Annotated in this window: 16 protein-coding genes; 13 read left to right on the top strand and 3 right to left on the bottom strand. The window is 53.7% G+C overall.

All coding sequences use genetic code 11. From position 1 onward, the window contains the following. The first annotated feature begins 17 nt into the window (after nt 1-17). The 6 genes from msbA to FDW95_RS13805 all read left to right on the top strand — a co-directional run bounded on the left by msbA (nt 18) and on the right by FDW95_RS13805 (nt 6062). Nucleotides 18-1766 carry a lipid A ABC transporter ATP-binding protein/permease MsbA gene (gene msbA / locus FDW95_RS13780; RefSeq protein ID WP_115258941.1) on the top strand — a complete coding sequence of 583 codons (1749 nt, stop codon included), beginning with the start codon at nt 18-20 and terminating at the stop codon, nt 1764-1766. Then, on the top strand, nt 1763-2740 hold the full coding sequence (lpxK, locus tag FDW95_RS13785; RefSeq protein WP_115258940.1) for a tetraacyldisaccharide 4'-kinase: 978 nt from the start codon (nt 1763-1765) through the stop codon (nt 2738-2740). Before msbA ends, lpxK begins: the two co-directional genes overlap by 4 nt. Nucleotides 2741-2781: 41 nt before the next feature. Beyond that, nucleotides 2782-4014, top strand: coding sequence for a winged helix-turn-helix domain-containing protein (locus FDW95_RS13790; RefSeq protein WP_115258939.1), 1233 nt, complete (start codon nt 2782-2784; stop codon nt 4012-4014). Between the two features lie 51 nt (nt 4015-4065). Then, the gene (gene ycaR, locus FDW95_RS13795) at nt 4066-4248 is read left to right on the top strand and encodes a protein YcaR (protein ID WP_096757674.1); all 183 of its coding nucleotides are present in this window, start codon (nt 4066-4068) and stop codon (nt 4246-4248) included. Continuing rightward, complete coding sequence (gene kdsB / locus FDW95_RS13800; protein WP_115258938.1) at nt 4245-4991, top strand: 3-deoxy-manno-octulosonate cytidylyltransferase; 747 nt, start codon at nt 4245-4247, stop codon at nt 4989-4991. Before ycaR ends, kdsB begins: the two co-directional genes overlap by 4 nt. A 177-nt stretch (nt 4992-5168) precedes the next feature. Further along, nucleotides 5169-6062 carry a YcbJ family phosphotransferase gene (locus tag FDW95_RS13805; protein WP_096757672.1) on the top strand — a complete coding sequence of 298 codons (894 nt, stop codon included), beginning with the start codon at nt 5169-5171 and terminating at the stop codon, nt 6060-6062. Here FDW95_RS13805 and elyC read toward each other — a convergent pair. Further along, nucleotides 6039-6818 carry an envelope biogenesis factor ElyC gene (gene elyC, locus FDW95_RS13810; protein ID WP_115258937.1) on the bottom strand — a complete coding sequence of 260 codons (780 nt, stop codon included), beginning with the start codon at nt 6816-6818 and terminating at the stop codon, nt 6039-6041. The genes FDW95_RS13805 and elyC overlap by 24 nt on opposite strands. 135 nt (nt 6819-6953) lie before the next feature. Here elyC and cmoM point away from each other — a divergent pair, with 135 nt between their 5' ends. The 7 genes from cmoM to FDW95_RS13845 all read left to right on the top strand — a co-directional run bounded on the left by cmoM (nt 6954) and on the right by FDW95_RS13845 (nt 17616). Next, on the top strand, nt 6954-7733 hold the full coding sequence (cmoM, locus tag FDW95_RS13815) for a tRNA uridine 5-oxyacetic acid(34) methyltransferase CmoM (RefSeq protein WP_096757669.1): 780 nt from the start codon (nt 6954-6956) through the stop codon (nt 7731-7733). Nucleotides 7734-7736: 3 nt separating this feature from the next. Next, nucleotides 7737-9059: a chromosome partition protein MukF gene (gene mukF / locus FDW95_RS13820; RefSeq protein ID WP_096757668.1), complete on the top strand. Its 1323-nt coding sequence runs from the start codon at nt 7737-7739 to the stop codon at nt 9057-9059. Continuing rightward, the gene (gene mukE, locus FDW95_RS13825; protein WP_096757667.1) at nt 9040-9744 is read left to right on the top strand and encodes a chromosome partition protein MukE; all 705 of its coding nucleotides are present in this window, start codon (nt 9040-9042) and stop codon (nt 9742-9744) included. Before mukF ends, mukE begins: the two co-directional genes overlap by 20 nt. Further along, complete coding sequence (gene mukB / locus FDW95_RS13830) at nt 9744-14204, top strand: chromosome partition protein MukB (RefSeq protein WP_137363526.1); 4461 nt, start codon at nt 9744-9746, stop codon at nt 14202-14204. The genes mukE and mukB overlap by 1 nt, the downstream gene beginning before the upstream one ends. Before the next feature lie 259 nt (nt 14205-14463). Then, nucleotides 14464-16215 carry a L,D-transpeptidase gene (gene ldtD, locus FDW95_RS13835; protein WP_115258935.1) on the top strand — a complete coding sequence of 584 codons (1752 nt, stop codon included), beginning with the start codon at nt 14464-14466 and terminating at the stop codon, nt 16213-16215. Nucleotides 16216-16392: 177 nt separating this feature from the next. Continuing rightward, nucleotides 16393-16941, top strand: coding sequence for a YcbK family protein (locus tag FDW95_RS13840; RefSeq protein ID WP_137363527.1), 549 nt, complete (start codon nt 16393-16395; stop codon nt 16939-16941). Nucleotides 16942-16968: 27 nt separating this feature from the next. Further along, entirely contained in the window at nt 16969-17616 is a 648-nt protein-coding gene (locus tag FDW95_RS13845; protein WP_096757663.1) for an MBL fold metallo-hydrolase, read from the top strand. Nucleotides 17617-17705: 89 nt separating this feature from the next. Here the strand turns inward: FDW95_RS13845 and aspC are convergent, their stop codons facing one another. Continuing rightward, complete coding sequence (aspC, locus tag FDW95_RS13850; RefSeq protein WP_115258934.1) at nt 17706-18896, bottom strand: aspartate transaminase; 1191 nt, start codon at nt 18894-18896, stop codon at nt 17706-17708. Between the two features lie 183 nt (nt 18897-19079). Further along, nucleotides 19080-19773: porin (locus FDW95_RS23840; RefSeq protein WP_249359093.1), on the bottom strand; the 694-nt coding region annotated here is incomplete at its 5' end.

The following is a 19773-nucleotide window of genomic DNA, read 5'->3' on the forward strand; positions in this document are numbered from 1 at the left end:
AAATGCTGGTTTTTTGAATGCATAACGATAAAGATCTCTCTACGTGGCAGACGTTTCGCCGACTATGGCCGACCATAGCGCCTTTTAAATCGGGTCTGATCGTGGCGGGTATAGCGTTAGTCCTGAACGCGGCCAGCGATACCTTCATGCTATCGCTCCTTAAACCATTACTGGATGATGGTTTTGGTAAAGCCGATCGCTCGGTGCTGATGTGGATGCCACTGGTGGTCATTGGACTGATGGTAGTACGTGGCTTAACCAGCTACGTCTCCAGCTACTGTATTTCCTGGGTGTCAGGCAAAGTGGTAATGACCATACGCCGCCGCCTGTTTGGTCATATGATGGGCATGCCTGTCGCTTTTTTTGATAAACAATCAACCGGTACGTTACTGTCTCGTATTACCTATGATTCAGAGCAAGTTGCGTCATCGTCTTCTGGCGCACTGATCACCGTAGTGCGTGAAGGGGCCTCGATTATTGGCCTGTTTATCATGATGTTTTATTACAGCTGGCAGCTGTCATTAATTCTGATTGTGCTGGCACCTATTGTGTCGATTGCGATCCGTGTGGTTTCCAAGCGTTTCCGTAGCATCAGTAAGAATATGCAAAACACTATGGGGCAAGTGACGACCAGTGCGGAGCAGATGCTGAAAGGCCACAAAGAAGTCTTGATTTTTGGTGGTCAGGAAGTCGAAACCAAACGTTTTGATAAAGTCAGCAACAAGATGCGTTTACAGGGCATGAAGATGGTTTCCGCGTCTTCTATCTCCGATCCAATCATTCAGTTGATTGCGTCGTTGGCGCTGGCTTTCGTATTGTATGCAGCCAGTTTCCCCAGCGTCATGGAAAACCTGACGGCAGGGACCATCACGGTGGTCTTCTCCTCAATGATCGCTCTGATGCGTCCGCTGAAGTCTCTGACTAACGTCAACGCCCAGTTCCAACGTGGTATGGCGGCGTGCCAGACCTTGTTCACTATTCTGGATAGCGAACAGGAAAAAGACGAAGGTAAACGCGTTATCGAACGTGCGACCGGCGATTTAGAGTTCCGTAACGTCACCTTTACCTATCCGGGTCGTGAAGTGCCTGCACTGCGTAACATCAACCTGCATATTCCGGCAGGAAAAACCGTTGCGCTGGTTGGGCGTTCAGGTTCAGGTAAATCCACCATCGCCAGTCTGATTACGCGCTTCTATGACATTGATGAAGGGCAAATTCTGATGGACGGACACGATCTGCGTGAATATACCCTGGCGTCCTTGCGCGATCAGGTTGCGCTGGTCTCGCAGAACGTGCACCTGTTTAACGACACGGTTGCCAATAACATCGCTTACGCACGTACGGATATCTACAGCCGCGAACAGATTGAAGAAGCGGCGCGTATGGCCTACGCCATGGACTTCATCAACAAGATGGATGATGGTCTGGATACGGTCATCGGCGAGAACGGCGTGCTGCTTTCCGGCGGTCAGCGCCAGCGTATTGCTATCGCCCGTGCCTTGCTACGCGACAGCCCGATCCTGATCCTGGATGAAGCGACGTCGGCGCTGGATACCGAATCCGAACGCGCTATCCAGGCGGCTCTTGATGAACTGCAGAAGAACCGCACCTCGCTGGTCATTGCGCACCGTCTTTCGACCATCGAACAGGCGGACGAGATTGTCGTTGTGGAAGATGGGCTGATTGTTGAGCGCGGCACCCATAGTGAACTGCTCGAACAGCGCGGTGTGTATGCGCAATTACACAAAATGCAATTTGGTCAATGATCGCGCGTATCTGGTCCGGTGAATCGCCGCTGTGGCGGTTGTTACTTCCGCTCTCCTGGCTATATGGTCTGGTGAGCGGGGCGATCCGCTTATGCTATACGCTTGGGCTTAAACGCGCCTGGCGTGCACCGGTGCCGGTTGTAGTAGTTGGAAACCTTACAGCTGGCGGCAATGGTAAAACGCCAGTCGTTATTTGGTTGGTTGAACACCTGCAGCAACGCGGCATTCGTGTGGGCGTAGTTTCTCGCGGCTATGGCGGAAAAGCGCAGTCGTACCCGCTGTTGCTGACGGCGGACACCACGACGGCAGAAGCGGGCGATGAACCGGTACTGATCTTCCAGCGTACCGGCGTGCCGGTTGCTGTTTCTCCGGTAAGAGCCGATGCGGTAAAAGCCATTCTTGCTCATCATGACGTGCAGATTATCGTCACGGACGATGGTCTGCAGCATTATGCCCTGGCGCGCGATGTTGAAATCGTGGTGATTGACGGTGAACGTCGGTTTGGCAACGGCTGGTGGCTTCCCGCGGGGCCTATGCGGGAGCGAGCGGGTCGGCTTAAATCGGTGGATGCGGCTATCGTCAACGGCGGTATCCCGCAGGCGGGAGAGATTCCGATGCGCCTTGAGCCGGGGCTGGCCGTTAATTTACGCACCGGCGAGCGCTGCGACGTTGCGCTGTTACCCAATATTGTTGCTATGGCTGGGATTGGCCATCCCCCGCGTTTCTTTGCCACCCTGGCGGCATGCGGGGCTAACCCACAGAAATGTGTCCCATTGGCAGACCATCAGTCTCTGACCTACAGTGACGTCAGTGCATTATTAGTTGCCGGACAAACGCTGGTGATGACGGAAAAAGACGCGGTGAAATGTCGCGCCTTTGCCGAGGATAACTGGTGGTACCTCCCTGTTGATGCGCATCTGTCGGGTGACCAGCCTGACGTATTACTTGATAGATTAACCTCGCTGGCTCGTTAACGGTTTCACGCTGCGGCAGCGACTGATTGATGAGGTTATCCATGTCGTTGCCGCACCTTTCCCTGACGGATGCTCGTCATCTTCACCTGGCAGCACAGGGCCTGCTGAAAAAAACACGTCGTCGGGCGACCCCGGCAGATATTCTCGCGATCATTACGCGTATGTCTTTACTGCAAATAGACACCATTAATATTGTCGCGCGTAGCCCTTATCTGGTGCTGTTCAGTCGCCTGGGCGACTATTCCCCGCAGTGGCTGGATGACTCGCTACTACGTGGCGAGTTGATGGAATATTGGGCGCATGAGGCGTGCTTCTTACCGCGCAGCGACTTTATGCTGATTCGCCATCGTATGCTTGCCCCAGAGAATATGGGCTGGAAGTACAAAGCCGCCTGGATGCAAGAGCATGTCCATGAGATTGAACAATTGCTTCATCACATTCAGCAAAATGGACCGGTGCGTTCAGCCGATTTTGAGCATCCGCGCAAGGGAACCAGCGGGTGGTGGGAATGGAAGCCGCAGAAACGTCATCTTGAAGGACTGTTCACCGCCGGTAGGGTGATGGTGGTGGAGCGGCGTAATTTCCAGCGGGTCTATGATGTAACGCATCGGGTTATGCCGCACTGGGATGATGAACGAGACTTGCTTTCGCAGACGCAAGCGGAAACGGCCATGCTGGACAACAGTGCGCGCAGCCTCGGTATTTTCCGCGAACCGTGGCTGGCGGACTACTATCGATTGAAGCGTCCAGAACTCAAAAACTGGCGTGATGTGCGCGCAGAGCAACGGAAAATCATCCCTGTCGATGTCGAAAGGTTGGGACCTATGTGGCTCCATAGCGATCTTCTACCATTGCTTGAACAGGCAAAGGCGGGCAAATTAACAGCCACCCACAGTGCTGTGTTATCTCCCTTTGACCCGGTGGTCTGGGATCGTAAACGCGCGGAGCAGTTGTTTGATTTTAACTATCGGCTGGAGTGCTATACGCCAGCGCCGAAACGGCAGTACGGCTATTTTGTTTTGCCTTTGCTGCATCGTGGGCAACTGGTGGGGCGTATGGATGCTAAAATGCACCGTAAAACGGGCGTGCTGGAGATTATCTCACTATGGTTGCAGGATGGCGTCAAACCGGGAATTACCCTGCAAAGGGGCGTGTTCCAGGCCATCGATGATTTTGCGCGCTGGCAACAGGCGACACGCGTTACGCTGGGACGCTATCCTGACAGTTTATTTGTCGACTGCCGCGATGGCTGGGAAATAGCCCCAGCCCGCTAAACGAATATGTTAATATTTACGGATTCACAATCCGGTCCATCTGGAGGAACTATGGATCATCGTCTGCTTGAAATTATTGCCTGCCCGGTATGCAATGGAAAACTCTGGTACAACCAGGAAAAACAGGAACTTATTTGTAAGCCGGATAACCTGGCGTTCCCACTGCGAGACGGTATTCCCGTGTTGCTGGAAACGGAAGCTCGCGCCCTGACGGCGGATGAGAGTAAATCATGAGTTTTGTGGTCATTATTCCCGCGCGCTATGCGTCTACGCGCCTGCCCGGTAAGCCACTGCTGGATATCAACGGCAAACCGATGATCGTGCATGTTCTGGAGCGTGCGCGCGAGTCCGGTGCCGATCGCATTATTGTTGCTACCGATCATGAAGATGTTGCTCGCGCAGTCGAAGCGGTGGGTGGGGAAGTGTGCATGACGCGCGCCGATCACCAGTCCGGAACGGAGCGCCTGGCGGAAGTCGTCGAGAAATGTGGTTTTAGCGACGATACCGTTATTGTGAACGTGCAGGGTGATGAGCCGATGATCCCGGCGGTCATTATTCGGCAGGTAGCAGAGAACCTGGCGCAGCGGCAGGTCGGTATGGCAACGCTTGCCGCGCCGATCCACACCACGGAAGAAGTCTTTAATCCTAATGCGGTAAAAGTGGTACTGGATTCGGAAGGTTATGCGCTCTATTTCTCACGGGCAACTATTCCCTGGGATCGCGATCGTTTTGCCAAAAGTCTTGAAACCGTCGGTGATACTTTCCTGCGTCACCTGGGGATTTATGGCTATCGCGCCGGTTTTATCCGTCGCTATGTTAATTGGCAGCCGAGCCCGCTTGAGCATATTGAAATGCTGGAGCAGCTCCGCGTACTGTGGTACGGCGAAAAAATTCACGTTGCTGTGGCAAAAGAAGTACCCGGCACAGGTGTTGATACCGCCGAAGATCTCGAGCGCGTTCGCGCCGAAATGCGTTAGTTTTTCTAATCACACTCCCCTCACTACAGATTGATATCTGACGAGTATTAGTGGGAGGAGTGTCGTATCTTGATTCTTTTCTTCCACTTTTCTGTTCATCAATTGATCTCATCCGGGTGACATCCGTCTGCACGACGCTCATTATGAAAGCAGTCGCATTTATGAGGGCCATCTGAAATGGAACAGTTGCGTGCCGAACTCAGTCATTTACTGGGTGAAAAACTCAGTCGTATAGAATGCGTGAATGAAAAAGCGGATACAGCGCTGTGGGCATTGTATGACAGCCAGGGAAACCCGATGCCGCTGATGGCGAGAAGTTTCACTACGCCGGGTATGGCACAGCAACTGGCATGGAAAACGTCCATGCTGGCGCGCAGTGGTACGGTACGTATGCCGGTCATTTATGGTGTCCTGACGCACGAGGAACATCCTGGCCCGGACGTGCTGCTACTTGAGCGCTTACGCGGCGTGCCGGTGGAAGCACCTGCCAGAACGCCCGAGCGTTGGGAACATTTAAAAGATCAGATTGTAGAAGGCATGCTGTCATGGCATCGCCAGGACAGTCGCGGATGTGTTGGTGAGGTGGATAATACCCAGGAAAATTTCTGGCCATCCTGGTATCGTCAACGTGTGGAGGTGTTGTGGAGCACCCTCAACCAGTTCAGCAATACCGGGTTAACGATGCAGGACAAACGGATTTTGTTTCGTACCCGAGAGTGCCTGCCCAGCCTGTTCGAAGGTTTTAACGATAACTGCGTTCTGATCCACGGCAATTTCAGTTTGCGCAGTATGCTCAAAGATGCCCGTAGCGATCAGCTCCTGGCAATGGTCGGGCCGGGATTAATGCTCTGGGCGCCAAGAGAGTTTGAGCTGTTCCGGCTGATGGATAATGCGCTGGCGGAAAGCCTGTTGTGGCAATATCTGCAACGCGCGCCCGTGGCGGAGTCGTTCATCTGGCGACGCTGGCTGTATGTGTTGTGGGATGAAGTCGCCCAGTTGGTCAATACCGGGCGTTTCAGTCGGTCTAACTTTGATCTGGCAACCAAATCACTGTTGCCCTGGCTCGCCTGATGAGCCCTTCAACCACTGCCAGATCCTTCCCAGCGTTTCGTAGCCGACGCGATCGCTGTGCATCAGCCAGACGGGGGACGGAATGGCGCGCTCCCACGGGTTCAGCGGAGAGTCTATCGCCAGTTGATTAGCGGGTGCTGGTAGCGGATGCAGTCCGGCCTGCTGGAAGAAGATCATCGCGCGCGGTAAATGTGATGCGGAGGTCACCAGCAGGAATGGCGCGTCACCGATTGTTTTTTTCACTGCGGCGGCTTCTTCTTCGGTATCTTTAGGTTCATCCAGGGTAATTATCTCACTGCGGGGAACCCCCAGTGATTGCGCCACTCGGGCACCAACTTCAGCAGTGCTGACGGGATTGGTCTTAGCTGCAGCACCAGTAAAGATAAGTTTCGATCCCGGATTGGCTCGCCACAGGCGCAGACCTTCATTGAGGCGCGGAAGGCTATTATTGATAAGATTTGAACTCGGCGCCCATTGCGGGTTCCACGTATAACCTCCGCCCAGTACCACAACAAACTCGACTTTCTGCGTATCCTGCCAGGTGGGATAGGTATCCTCAATCGGTTTTAGCAGACTATCGGCGACGGGCTGCAAGCTGAGCAGCAAAAGTGCCAGCCAGCTAAGGCTAATACACACTTTCCCTGTTTTCTGAAAGCGACTAAACCACACTAGCGCCAGCCCTATCCCCATCACCAGCAGCATCAACGGAAGCGGCAGCATCATACCGCCAATCACTTTCTTCAGTGTAAAAAGCATCCTTTTTGGTTCCTTTTTTAACCATACAGCAGAAGATCAGCAGGGATATTACACCAGAAAGGTTCATTCTCGGCGTGGGTGTGACAAAATAGCGGTTTTACTTAGTCACCCTTAAGCCAGCATGTGGAGCGCGCGATGCGGGATCGCAATTTTGATGATATTGCCGAGAAGTTTTCCCGTAACATTTACGGTACCACCAAAGGTCAGCTTCGTCAGACGATCCTCTGGCAGGATCTGGACACGCTGCTTGCCGACTACGCGGGCCAAACGTTGCGTGTGCTTGATGCGGGTGGCGGAGAAGGGCAGACAGCCATTCTGATGGCGCAGCGGGGCCATCACGTCACCTTGTGCGATCTTTCTGCTGAAATGGTGGCGCGAGCGCAACGGGCGGCAGAAGAGCAAGGTGTGAGCGACAACATGCATTTTATACATTGTGCCGCTCAGGACATTCCGCAGCATTTGGATTCTCAGGTTGATCTGATATTGTTTCATGCTGTGCTGGAATGGGTGGCTGACCCGCAAGCGGTCTTAAAAACACTGTGGTCGATGTTACGCCCGGGCGGTGCTTTATCGCTGATGTTCTACAATGCAAACGGTCTGTTGATGCGTAATGTGTTGGTCGGTAATTTCGGCTATGTACAGCAGGGAATGTATAAAAAGAAACGGCGCACGTTGTCTCCCGATTTCCCGCGCGACCCTCAGCAAGTCTATGGCTGGCTGGAGGAGATCGGCTGGGAGATAACCGGTAAAACGGGCGTGAGGGTGTTTCATGATTATCTGCGTGATAAACAAAAACAGCATGACTGTTTTGACGCTTTAACAGAAATAGAAACGCGCTATTGTCGCCAGGAGCCGTTTATCAGCCTTGGGCGTTATATTCATGTCACCGCGCGCAAACCGCAGATGCAAGGATAACCTATGAGTGAATTTTCCCAGACAGTCCCCGAACTGGTTGCCTGGGCCAGAAAAAATGACTTTTCCATCTCTCTGCCGGTAGACAGACTTTCTTTTCTGCTGGCTGTGGCTACGCTGAACGGTGAGCGACTTGACGGTGAGATGAGTGAAGGCGAACTGGTGGATGCATTCCGCCATGTCAGTGATGCGTTTGAGCAAACCAGCGAAACCATCGGCGTGCGCGCCAACAACGCGATAAACGATATGGTGCGTCAACGTCTGCTGAACCGCTTTACCAGCGAGCAGGCGGAAGGAAACGCCATTTATCGTCTGACGCCATTGGGGATTGGCATCACCGATTATTACATCCGCCAGCGTGAGTTCTCGACGCTGCGCCTTTCCATGCAGCTCTCAATTGTGGCTGGGGAACTGAAGCGCGCGGCAGATGCGGCCGAAGAAGGCGGCGATGAGTTCCACTGGCACCGCAATGTGTACGCACCGCTGAAATATTCGGTGGCGGAAATCTTCGACAGCATCGACCTGACGCAGCGCATTATGGATGAGCAGCAGCAGCAGGTGAAAGACGACATTGCCCAATTGCTGAATAAAGACTGGCGGGCGGCGATTTCCAGCTGCGAAATGCTGCTGTCTGAAACCTCCGGCACGCTGCGTGAACTGCAGGACACGCTGGAAGCAGCGGGGGATAAGCTACAGGCTAACCTGCTGCGTATTCAGGACTCCACCATGACCCATGACGATCTGCATTTCGTTGACCGTCTGGTGTTCGACTTACAGAGCAAGCTTGACCGTATTATAAGCTGGGGTCAGCAATCCATCGATCTGTGGATCGGCTACGATCGCCACGTGCATAAATTCATCCGTACCGCGATTGATATGGATAAAAACCGCGTCTTTGCTCAGCGTTTGCGCCAGTCTGTCCAGACTTACTTTGACGATCCGTGGGCGTTGACCTATGCCAATGCCGATCGTCTGCTGGACATGCGTGACGAAGAGATGGTGTTGCGTGATGAAGAGGTCACCGGGGAACTGCCGCCGGACCTGGAGTATGAAGAATTTAACGAGATCCGTGAACAGCTGGCAGCGATCATCGAAGAACAGTTGGCTATCTATAAATCCAGACAAACGCCACTGGATCTCGGTTTGGTAGTGCGCGAGTATCTGGCGCAATATCCGCGCGCGCGTCACTTCGACGTTGCGCGTATTGTTATCGATCAGGCGGTACGCCTTGGCGTAGCGCAAGCAGATTTCACCGGACTGCCAGCCAAATGGCAGCCGATTAATGATTACGGAGCCAAGGTACAGGCGCATGTCATTGACAAATATTGAAAAAGTGATGCCGGTTAAGCTGGCGCAGGCGCTGGCGAATCCGTTATTTCCGGCGCTGGACAGCGCATTACGTTCGGGTCGACATATCGGGCTGGATGAGCTGGACAATCATGCCTTCCTGATGGACTTTCAGGAATATTTTGAAGAATTTTACAGCCGCTATAACGTGGAGCTCATTCGCGCCCCGGAGGGTTTTTTCTACCTTCGTCCGCGCTCGACCACGCTTATTCCGCGCTCAGTATTGTCTGAACTGGACATGATGGTTGGTAAAATTCTTTGCTATCTCTATCTCAGCCCGGAACGTCTGGCCAATGAAGGGATTTTTACCCAGCAAGAACTGTACGACGAACTGCTGACGTTGGCGGACGAAGCTAAATTGCTCAGGCTGGTGAATAACCGCTCCACCGGCTCGGACGTTGACCGTCAGAAGCTGCAGGAAAAAGTACGTTCTTCATTAAACCGCCTGCGCCGCTTAGGCATGGTGTGGTTTATGGGCCATGACAGTAGCAAATTCCGCATTACGGAATCGGTGTTCCGCTTTGGCGCGGATGTGCGCAGCGGTGACGATCCACGCGAAGCGCAGCGTCGTTTAATTCGTGATGGTGAGGCGATGTCGGTCGAGAATAATCTGCAACTCAACGATGAGCCAGAAGAGAATCAGCCGGACAGTGGAGAGGAAGAATAATGATTGAACGCGGTAAATTTCGCTTACTAACGCTGATCAACTGGAATGGTTTTTTTGCCCGCACGTTTGACCTGGATGAACTGGTTACCACGTTGTCCGGCGGAAACGGTGCCGGTAAATCCACCACTATGGCGGCATTTGTTACGGCACTGATTCCGGACTTAACCTTACTGCATTTCCGTAATACCACCGAAGCCGGTGCGACCAGCGGATCGCGCGATAAAGGCCTGCACGGTAAGCTCAAAGCGGGTGTCTGTTACTCGATGCTCGACGTCCTGAATTCGCGTCATCAACGCGTAGTGGTTGGCGTGCGCTTGCAACAGGTCGCCGGGCGCGATCGTAAAGTGGATATCAAACCGTTCGCCATTCAGGGGCTGCCGATGTCGGTACAGCCAACCGAACTGGTCACAGAAACGTTGAACGAGCGTCAGGCGCGCGTCCTGTCTCTTGCAGAGCTGAAAGATAAGCTTGAGGAGATGGAAGGCGTCCAGTTTAAGCAATTCAACTCGATAACGGATTATCACTCGCTGATGTTCGATTTGGGCATCATCGCTCGTCGTCTGCGTTCCGCTTCCGATCGAAGCAAATTCTATCGTCTGATTGAAGCCTCGCTTTATGGCGGGATTTCCAGCGCCATCACCCGTTCGCTTCGTGACTACCTGCTGCCGGAAAACGGCGGGGTGCGTAAAGCGTTCCAGGATATGGAAGCCGCGCTGCGTGAAAACCGCATGACGCTGGAAGCCATACGCGTGACCCAGTCTGACCGCGACCTGTTTAAGCACCTGATCAGCGAAGCGACCAACTACGTGGCGGCGGACTATATGCGCCATGCCAACGAACGTCGTATTCACCTGGATAAAGCGCTGGAATATCGTCGTGAGCTGCACACGTCACGTAAACAACTGGCGGCAGAGCAGTATAAGCACGTGGATATGGCGCGTGAGCTGGGCGAGCATAATGGCGCCGAAGGCGACCTTGAAGCCGATTATCAGGCGGCCAGCGATCACCTGAATCTGGTGCAAACCGCGCTGCGTCAGCAGGAAAAAATTGAACGTTATGAAGCGGATCTCGAAGAGTTACAGATCCGTCTCGAAGAACAAAATGAAGTGGTGGCGGAAGCCGCCGATCGCCAGGAAGACAACGAAGCGCGGGCGGAAGCCGCCGAGCTGGAAGTGGATGAGCTGAAAAACCAGCTTGCCGATTATCAGCAGGCGCTTGACGTCCAGCAAACGCGTGCGATTCAGTATACTCAGGCGATTCAGGCACTGAGCCGGGCCAAAGAGATCTGTCATTTACCGGATCTGACGCCAGACTCCGCAGCGGAGTGGCTGGAAACCTTCCAGGCGAAAGAGCAGGAAGCCACGGAAAAACTACTGACGCTCGAACAAAAAATGAGCGTGGCGCAAACCGCGCACGGCCAGTTCGAACAAGCCTATCAGCTGGTGGCGGCGATAAACGGCCCGCTGGCGCGCGGCGAAGCCTGGAGCGTGGCGCGTGAACTGCTGCGAGAAGGCGTTGAGCAACGGCATCTGGCGGAGCAGGTTCAACCGCTGCGCATGCGGCTGAGCGAGCTGGAACAGCGTCTGCGCGAACAGCAGGAGGCCGAGCGTTTGCTGGCTGAATTCTGTAAGCGTCAGGGTAAACACTTCGACATCGACGAGCTGGAAGCCCTGCACCAGGAGCTGGAAGCCCGCATCGCGTCCTTGTCTGATAGCGTGTCGTCTGCCAGCGAACAGCGTATGACTCTGCGTCAGGAGCAGGAACAGCTGCAATCCCGCATTCAGCATTTAATGCAGCGTGCCCCTGTCTGGCTGGCGGCGCAAAATAGCCTCAACCAGCTCAGCGAGCAGTGCGGTGAAGAGTTTACCTCCAGCCAGGAGGTCACCGAATATCTGCAACAACTGCTGGAGCGCGAACGCGAAGCCATTGTTGAGCGTGATGAAGTCGGTGCACGTAAAAACGCGGTAGATGAAGAGATAGAACGCTTAAGTCAGCCGGGGGGCGCAGAAGATCAGCGCCTCAACGCACTGGCCGAACGTTTTGGTGGCGTGCTGCTGTCAGAAATCTACGATGACGTCAGCCTTGAAGATGCCCCGTACTTCTCCGCGCTGTATGGCCCGTCGCGCCATGCCATCGTGGTCCCGGATCTGTCACTGGTCACCGAACAGCTGTCTGGACTGACGGATTGCCCGGAAGATCTCTATTTCATCGAAGGGGACCCGCAGTCGTTTGATGACAGCGTCTTCAGCGTGGATGAACTGGAAGGCGCAGTGGTGGTGAAAACCGCCGAGCGTCAGTGGCGTTATTCCCGCTTCCCGACGGTACCGATTTTTGGTCGCGCCGCGCGGGAAAGTCGCATAGAAACCCTGCATGCCGAACGTGAAGGGCTGTCCGAACGCTTCGCCACGCTCTCTTTTGACGTCCAGAAAACGCAACGTCTGCACCAGGCGTTTAGCCGCTTCATCGGCAGCCATCTATCGGTGGCGTTTGAATCCGATCCCGAGGCGGAAATTCGCCAACTGAACAGCCGCCGTGTTGAGCTGGAGCGTGCGCTGACCAATCATGAAAATGATAACCAGCAGCAACGCATGCAGTTTGAACAGGCGAAAGAGGGCGTCTCAGCCCTTAACCGCCTGTTGCCGCGTTTGAATCTGCTGGCCGACGACACCTTAGCTGACCGCGTAGACGAAATCCGCGAACGTCTGGATGAAGCCCAGGAGGCCGCGCGTTTCGTTCAGCAGCATGGTAATCAGCTTGCCAAACTGGAGCCGATGGTTTCGGTTCTGCAAAATGACCCCGAGCAGTTTGAACAGTTAAAAGAAGACTACGCATACTCGCAGCAAATGCAGCGTGACGCGCGTCAGCAGGCGTTTGCGCTGACTGAAGTCGTCCAGCGCCGCGCGCACTTTAGCTATTCCGACTCGGCAGATATGCTCAGCGGTAACAGCGATCTGAACGAGAAGCTACGTGAACGTCTGGAGCACGCAGAAGCTGAACGTACCCGTGCTCGTGAAGCCTTGCGCAGTCATGCTGCACAGCTAAGTCAGTACAGCCAGGTAATGGCGTCGCTGAAAAGTTCGTATGACACCAAAAAAGAGCTGCTCAACGATTTACAGCGCGAGTTGCAGGATATTGGCGTTCGCGCCGACAGCGGAGCGGAAGAACGAGCGCGTATCCGTCGTGATGAGCTGCACGCGCAGCTCAGCAACAACCGTGCGCGCCGTAACCAACTGGAAAAAGCACTGACTTTCTGCGAAGCGGAAATGGATAACCTGACCCGCAGGCTGCGTAAGCTGGAACGTGATTATTTTGAAATGCGTGAGCAGGTGGTCATGGCGAAAGCCGGATGGTGCGCCGTGATGCGCATGGTGAAAGACAATGGCGTTGAACGTCGTCTGCACCGTCGCGAGCTGGCTTATCTTTCCGGGGATGAATTACGTTCAATGTCGGATAAGGCGTTAGGTGCGCTACGTCTGGCGGTGGCGGATAACGAACACCTGCGTGACGTACTGCGCATGTCCGAAGATCCGAAGCGTCCGGAACGCAAAATCCAGTTCTTCGTGGCGGTCTACCAGCATCTGCGCGAACGTATTCGTCAGGATATTATCCGCACCGACGATCCGGTGGAAGCCATCGAGCAAATGGAAATTGAGCTTAGCCGCCTGACGGAAGAGTTAACCTCGCGTGAACAGAAGCTGGCGATCAGCTCCCGCAGCGTGGCGAACATCATCCGTAAGACTATCCAGCGCGAGCAAAACCGTATTCGTATGCTGAACCAGGGTCTGCAAAACGTCTCCTTCGGTCAGGTTAACAGCGTTCGTCTGAACGTTAACGTGCGTGAAACCCACGCCACGTTGCTGGATGTCCTGTTCGAGCAGCACGAGCAGCACCAGGATCTGTTTAACAGTAACCGCCTGACCTTCTCGGAAGCGCTGGCGAAGCTGTATCAGCGTCTGAATCCGCAGATTGACATGGGGCAGCGCACGCCGCAAACCATTGGTGAAGAGCTACTGGACTACCGCAACTATCTGGAAATGGAAGTTGAAGTTAACCGTGGTTCAGACGGCTGGCTGCGTGCTGAGTCCGGTGCGCTGTCAACGGGTGAAGCGATCGGTACCGGGATGTCGATTCTGGTGATGGTGGTACAAAGCTGGGAAGATGAAGGACGTAGACTGCGTGGGAAAGATATTTCCCCGTGTCGTCTGCTGTTCCTTGATGAGGCCGCACGACTGGATGCACGCTCTATCGCGACCCTGTTTGAACTGTGCGAGCGTTTGCAGATGCAGCTTATTATCGCCGCGCCGGAGAACATCAGCCCGGAGAAAGGCACCACCTATAAACTGGTGCGTAAGGTCTTCCAGAATACTGAGCACGTTCATGTAGTGGGTCTGCGCGGGTTTGCACCGCAGCTTCCTGAACCGCTGCCCGGAACGGAAGATGCCTCATCGCAGGCAAGTTAAGTCAGGAAGGCGGCTAAAGGGCCGCCTTCTTCTTTTCTGAAAAGGACTCAATGCCTGGTGTAATTTCTTTATATTTCTTTACATTAGGTTAGGCAAAAACGATTTGATGTTTATATACTGAAGATAAGCCCTACGCGTCACCGGGCTTGCTCGTCATACTTCAGAGCGTATTGGCGTTTTACAGGCCCGCCCCGAGATAATCGGGAGAATACAGACGGCCTGGCTATTTAAGTATGATAAAGAAAACAGGGGGCAAGGGATGTTGCTTAATAAAATGTGTGGTCGTCGGCTGTCGGCAATCAGTTTGTGCCTGGCCGTAACATTCGCTCCGCTGTTCAATGCGCAGGCCGATGAGCCTGAAATGATCCCTGGCGACAGCTCAGCGACCGTCAGCGAGCAGCCAACCGCGTTATCGCAGCCGCAGGGACAATCTTTAGCCACAGCCGTGATGGCGGGTATTCAGGCGCTGCCGGATGGCGCGTCTGTGGATAATGCCCGCGCAGAATTACGTTCTCAACTTCCAGTAGGTTATACGCCGGTTTACATGAGCCAACTGGAGTTGCTGTACGCCGCCCGCGATATGAAACCGATGTGGGAAAATCGCGATGCGGTCAAAGCCTTTCAGCAACAGCTCGCCGAGGTGGCGATTGCCGGTTTTCAGCCGCAGTTCACTAATTGGGTGGCTTTATTGACCGACCCAGGCGTAACGGGCCTGGCGCGGGATGCCGTTCTTTCTGACGCGATGATGGGCTACCTTCACTTTATTGCCAATATCCCGGTCAAAGGTAATCGCTGGCTCTACAGCGACAAGCCTTACGCGCTGACTACGCCGCCCATTTCAGTGATTAATCAATGGCAGGTGGCATTGGATAACGGCCAGTTAACCCCCTTTATAGCCAGTCTGACGCCGCAGCACCCGCAGTACGCGGCGATGCATGAATCGCTGCTGAAGCTGGTGGGCGATTCACGTCCGTGGCCACAGTTAACCAGCACAGCCACGCTGCGCCCAGGTGAATGGAGTAATGATATTCCGGCCCTGCGCGAAATTTTGCAGCGCACCGGCATGCTGGATGCGACAGTCAGTACATCTGCCCGAGAAGGGCGTAGTGCTTACGACAGTGAACTGGTTGCGGCGGTAAAGCGTTTTCAGACATGGCAGGGATTGGGGGCCGATGGTGCAATTGGTCCGGCAACGCGTGACTGGCTGAACGTGACGCCCGCGCAGCGCGCGGGTGTGCTGGCACTGAATATCCAGCGTTTACGCCTGCTGCCGGGTGAGATGTCTACCGGGATTATGGTTAATATTCCGGCTTACTCGCTGGTCTATTATCAAAACGGTAATCAGGTGCTGGATTCACGGGTTATTGTGGGACGTCCTGACCGTAAAACGCCGATGATGAGCAGCGCGCTGAATAACGTCGTCGTAAACCCACCGTGGAACGTTCCGCCGACGCTGGCGCGCAAAGACATTTTGCCTAAGGTATGGAACGATCCGGGCTATCTCGAACGTCACGGGTATACCGTGATGCGTGGCTGGAACAGTAAAGAAACTATCGATCCGTGGCAGGTGGACTGGGCGACGATTACGCCGTCAAATCTGCCGTTCCGCTTCCAGCAAGCGCCGGGTGCGCGCAACTCGTTGGGACGTTATAAATTCAATATGCCGAGTTCAGACGCTATTTATCTGCACGATACGCCGAATCATAATTTGTTCCAGAAAGATACGCGGGCGCTTAGCTCTGGTTGTGTGCGCGTGAATAAGGCCTCGGAACTGGCGAATATGCTGCTACAGGATGCGGGCTGGAATGATTCGCGGATCTCGGATGCCTTGAAACAAGGGGATACGCGCTACGTGAATATTCGCCAAAATATTCCGGTTAATCTTTACTATCTGACCGCATTTGTTGGACCCGATGGGCGTACGCAATATCGTACAGATATTTACAATTACGATCTTACTGCGCGATCCAGTGCACAAATTGTGTCAAAAGTGGAACAATTAATCAGATAAATGAAGCAGTTCGAGGAAAATGATTGTCGTAAGTTATGTTGGAAACGGGGTGAAATGGCTACAGGCCCCGTATTTCCTGGGGTTGGGAGCCTTGACGCAGACTAGTTAGCCCGGTAAGGTTTCCCGCGTGCGCTAGAGCATACATACGATAACATTGACCTTGTAGACCTTAATACCATGGACAAATTTGACGCTAATCGCCGCAAACTGCTGGCGCTTGGTGGCGTTGCCCTCGGCGCCGCCATCCTGCCCACGCCTGCGTTTGCTACACTCTCCACCCCACGTCCGCGTATATTGACTCTGAATAACCTGCATACCGGTGAGTCAATTAAAGCTGAGTTTTTTGATGGCAGGGGCTATATTCAGGACGAAAGAGCAAAACTTAACCACTTTTTCCGTGATTTTCGCGCGAATAAAGTCAAGTCCATCGATCCGGGATTGTTCGATCAACTCTTCCGTCTGCAAGGCCTCCTCGGCACGCGTAAACCCGTACAGCTGATCTCCGGCTATCGTTCTGTCGATACCAACAACGAATTACGCGCGCGCAGCCGCGGTGTGGCAAAGAAAAGTTACCACACCAAAGGGCAGGCCATGGATTTCCACATTGAAGGCGTTGCATTAAGTAATATTCGCAAAGCTGCGTTATCTATGCGCGCAGGTGGTGTAGGATACTACCCACGCAGTAACTTTGTGCATATTGACACCGGGCCTGCACGGCACTGGTGAGCCGTCGCTTAATGAAACAGGAGCTGTATGAACTATCGTATTATTCCGGTCACTGCATTCGCTCAGAACTGCTCGCTGATCTGGTGTGAACAAACGCGTCTTGCCGCGTTGGTCGATCCCGGCGGCGATGCCGAGAAAATCAAACAGGAAGTGGATGCCAGCGGTCTGACGCTTATGCAGATCCTGCTCACACATGGTCATCTTGACCACGTGGGCGCGGCGTCTGAACTGGCGCAACATTATGGTGTACCGGTTATCGGTCCGGAAAAAGAAGATGAGTTCTGGCTACAGGGACTGCCTTCGCAGAGCCGCATGTTTGGCTTGGGTGATTGCGAGCCGTTAACGCCCGATCGCTGGCTAAACGAAGGCGATCGCATCAGCGTTGGCAACGTGACGTTACAGGTGTTGCATTGTCCGGGCCACACGCCGGGGCACGTGGTCTTCTTTGATGAACAGTCAAAGCTGCTGATTTCAGGCGATGTGATTTTCAAAGGTGGAGTCGGACGCAGCGACTTCCCGCGCGGGGATCACAGCCAGCTGATCGACTCGATTAAACGCAAGTTATTACCCTTGGGCGATGATGTGACGTTTATTCCTGGTCACGGTCCGCTTTCAACGCTGGGGAATGAACGCCAGCACAATCCGTTCCTGCAGGATGAAATGCCGGTCTGGTAAATCCAGTCCGTAGGCCGGATAAGGCGCTAGCCGCCATCCGGCAAAAAAAAGCCCGCACGAATATGCGGGCTTTCTCTTTTCAGGTGAGCTTACAGCACGGCAACAATCGCTTCGCACAGCGGCGCCATGTTGTCAGGCGTCATACCCGCGACGTTCACGCGCCCGGAAGCGACAGCGTAAACGCCAAACTCCTCACGCAGACGCAGAACCTGTTCTTTCGTCAGACCGCTGAAGGAGAACATGCCGTTCTGTTTGATGATAAAGCTGAAGTCACGGTTCGCCCCTTTCTCCTGCAATGTATTCACAAACAGCAGACGCATACGCTGAATGCGCTGACGCATGTCGGTCAGTTCCTGCTCCCAGATTGCACGCAGGGCATCATTGCTCAGAATGGTGGCGACAACCGATGCACCGTGGGCCGGTGGGTTGGAATAGTTGGCACGAATGACGGACTTCATCTGGCTGAACGCACGGTCAACGGTGTCGGCATCGGCAGCAATCAGCGTACAGGCACCCACGCGCTCATTGTACAGGCCAAAGTTCTTGGAGTAAGAGCTGGCGACAATAAGCTCTTTGTGCAGCGCGGCGAATGCACGCAGGCCTTCGGCATCTTCTTCCAGACCACGAGCAAAGCCCTGATAAGCGAAGTCGAACAGTGGTAACCAGCCTTTTTCTACCGACAGCTGTGCCAGCGTTTGCCACTGCTCCAGCGTAGGGTCAATACCGGTAGGGTTATGGCAGCAACCGTGGAACAGTACCACGTCACCTGCCTGTGCTTCACTGAGGCTTGCTAGTAGCGCATCAAAGTCTAATGAATGGCTGGCCGCGTCGTAATAATTGTACTCACGAACTTCCAGACCGGCGGAGTTAAAGACGCTTTTATGGTTCGGCCAGCTTGGGTTACTTACCCATACGCGCTGCGTTGAGGTATTTTTTGCCAGGAAATCAGCCGCCACACGCAATGCACCGGTACCACCAGGGGTTTGCGCGGTACGTGCGCGTTTGTCGTTAATCAGTGCGTGACCTTTACCAAACAGTAATTCCTGAGTGCAGCGACCAAATTCCGGAATACCGTCAATGCCAAGGTAGTTTTTGGTGGTTTCATTTTCCAGTATATATTGCTCGGCTTTTTTCACGCTGGTCAGCACCGGCGTTTTGCCTGTCTCATCTTTATATACACCGATCCCGAGGTTGATTTTCCCTGGGCGGTCATCGACACGAAACAAATCAGCCAGGCCCAAAATTGGGTCGGCGGGAGCGGCGGTAATGTTCTCAAACATGACGAGGTTCCATTGTGGTTACAGAAGGGAAGTCCGCTATCAGGTTAACGGTAGATTTACAAAATGCCAACCGTTAGTGACGAAAAGATAGAGTGTTTTTTGAAGACGCAAGAATCCGCTGATGGACATAAAAAAACAGGACCGAAGTCCTGTTTTTTAGGCATTTAGCAAAGAGGTCTGCTATTAGAACTGGTAAACGATACCGAGTGCCACGATGTCGTCAGAGTTCACGCCCAGTTTGTTGTCAGAATCGATCTGGTTGATCTTGTAGTCAACATAGGTGGACATGTTTTTGTTGAAGTAGTAGGTTGCGCCTACTTCGATGTAGTCCACCAGATCTTCGTTGCCGATACCTTCTACGTCTTTCGCTTTAGATTTGTTGTAGGAGATGGACGGACGCAGGCCGAAATCGAACTGGTACTGAGCGACAACAAAGAAGTCTTGAGTTTTGTTAGCAAAACCGCTCACGTTGTTGATGCCGTTGGTGAAACGGGTAGCGTTACGGGTTTCACCGTAGTTTGCTGCCAGATAGATGTTGTTGGCGTCATATTTCAGACCGGTCGCCCACTGCTCAGCTTTTTTACCGCCGTTAGCGTAGGCAGAGTTTTCCTGCGCGTTGGTGCGGTCAGCTGCGCCGTAAGCACCGACGATACCGAAGCCATCCATTTCGTAGCTTACAGAACCGCCCACACCGTCGCCGTTAGAGCGGCTGGTGTTACCGTCACGCTCGTTTTTGCCCAGATACTGAACACCAAAGTTCAGGCCGTCAACCAGACCGAAGAAGTTGGAGTTACGGTAGGTTGCAACGCCACCAACACGACCTACGAAGAAGTTGTCGCTGTATGCAGTATCACCACCAAATTCTGGCAGCATATCG

Source organism: Citrobacter sp. wls718, from assembly GCF_005280945.1.
Lineage (GTDB): Bacteria > Pseudomonadota > Gammaproteobacteria > Enterobacterales > Enterobacteriaceae > Citrobacter > Citrobacter gillenii.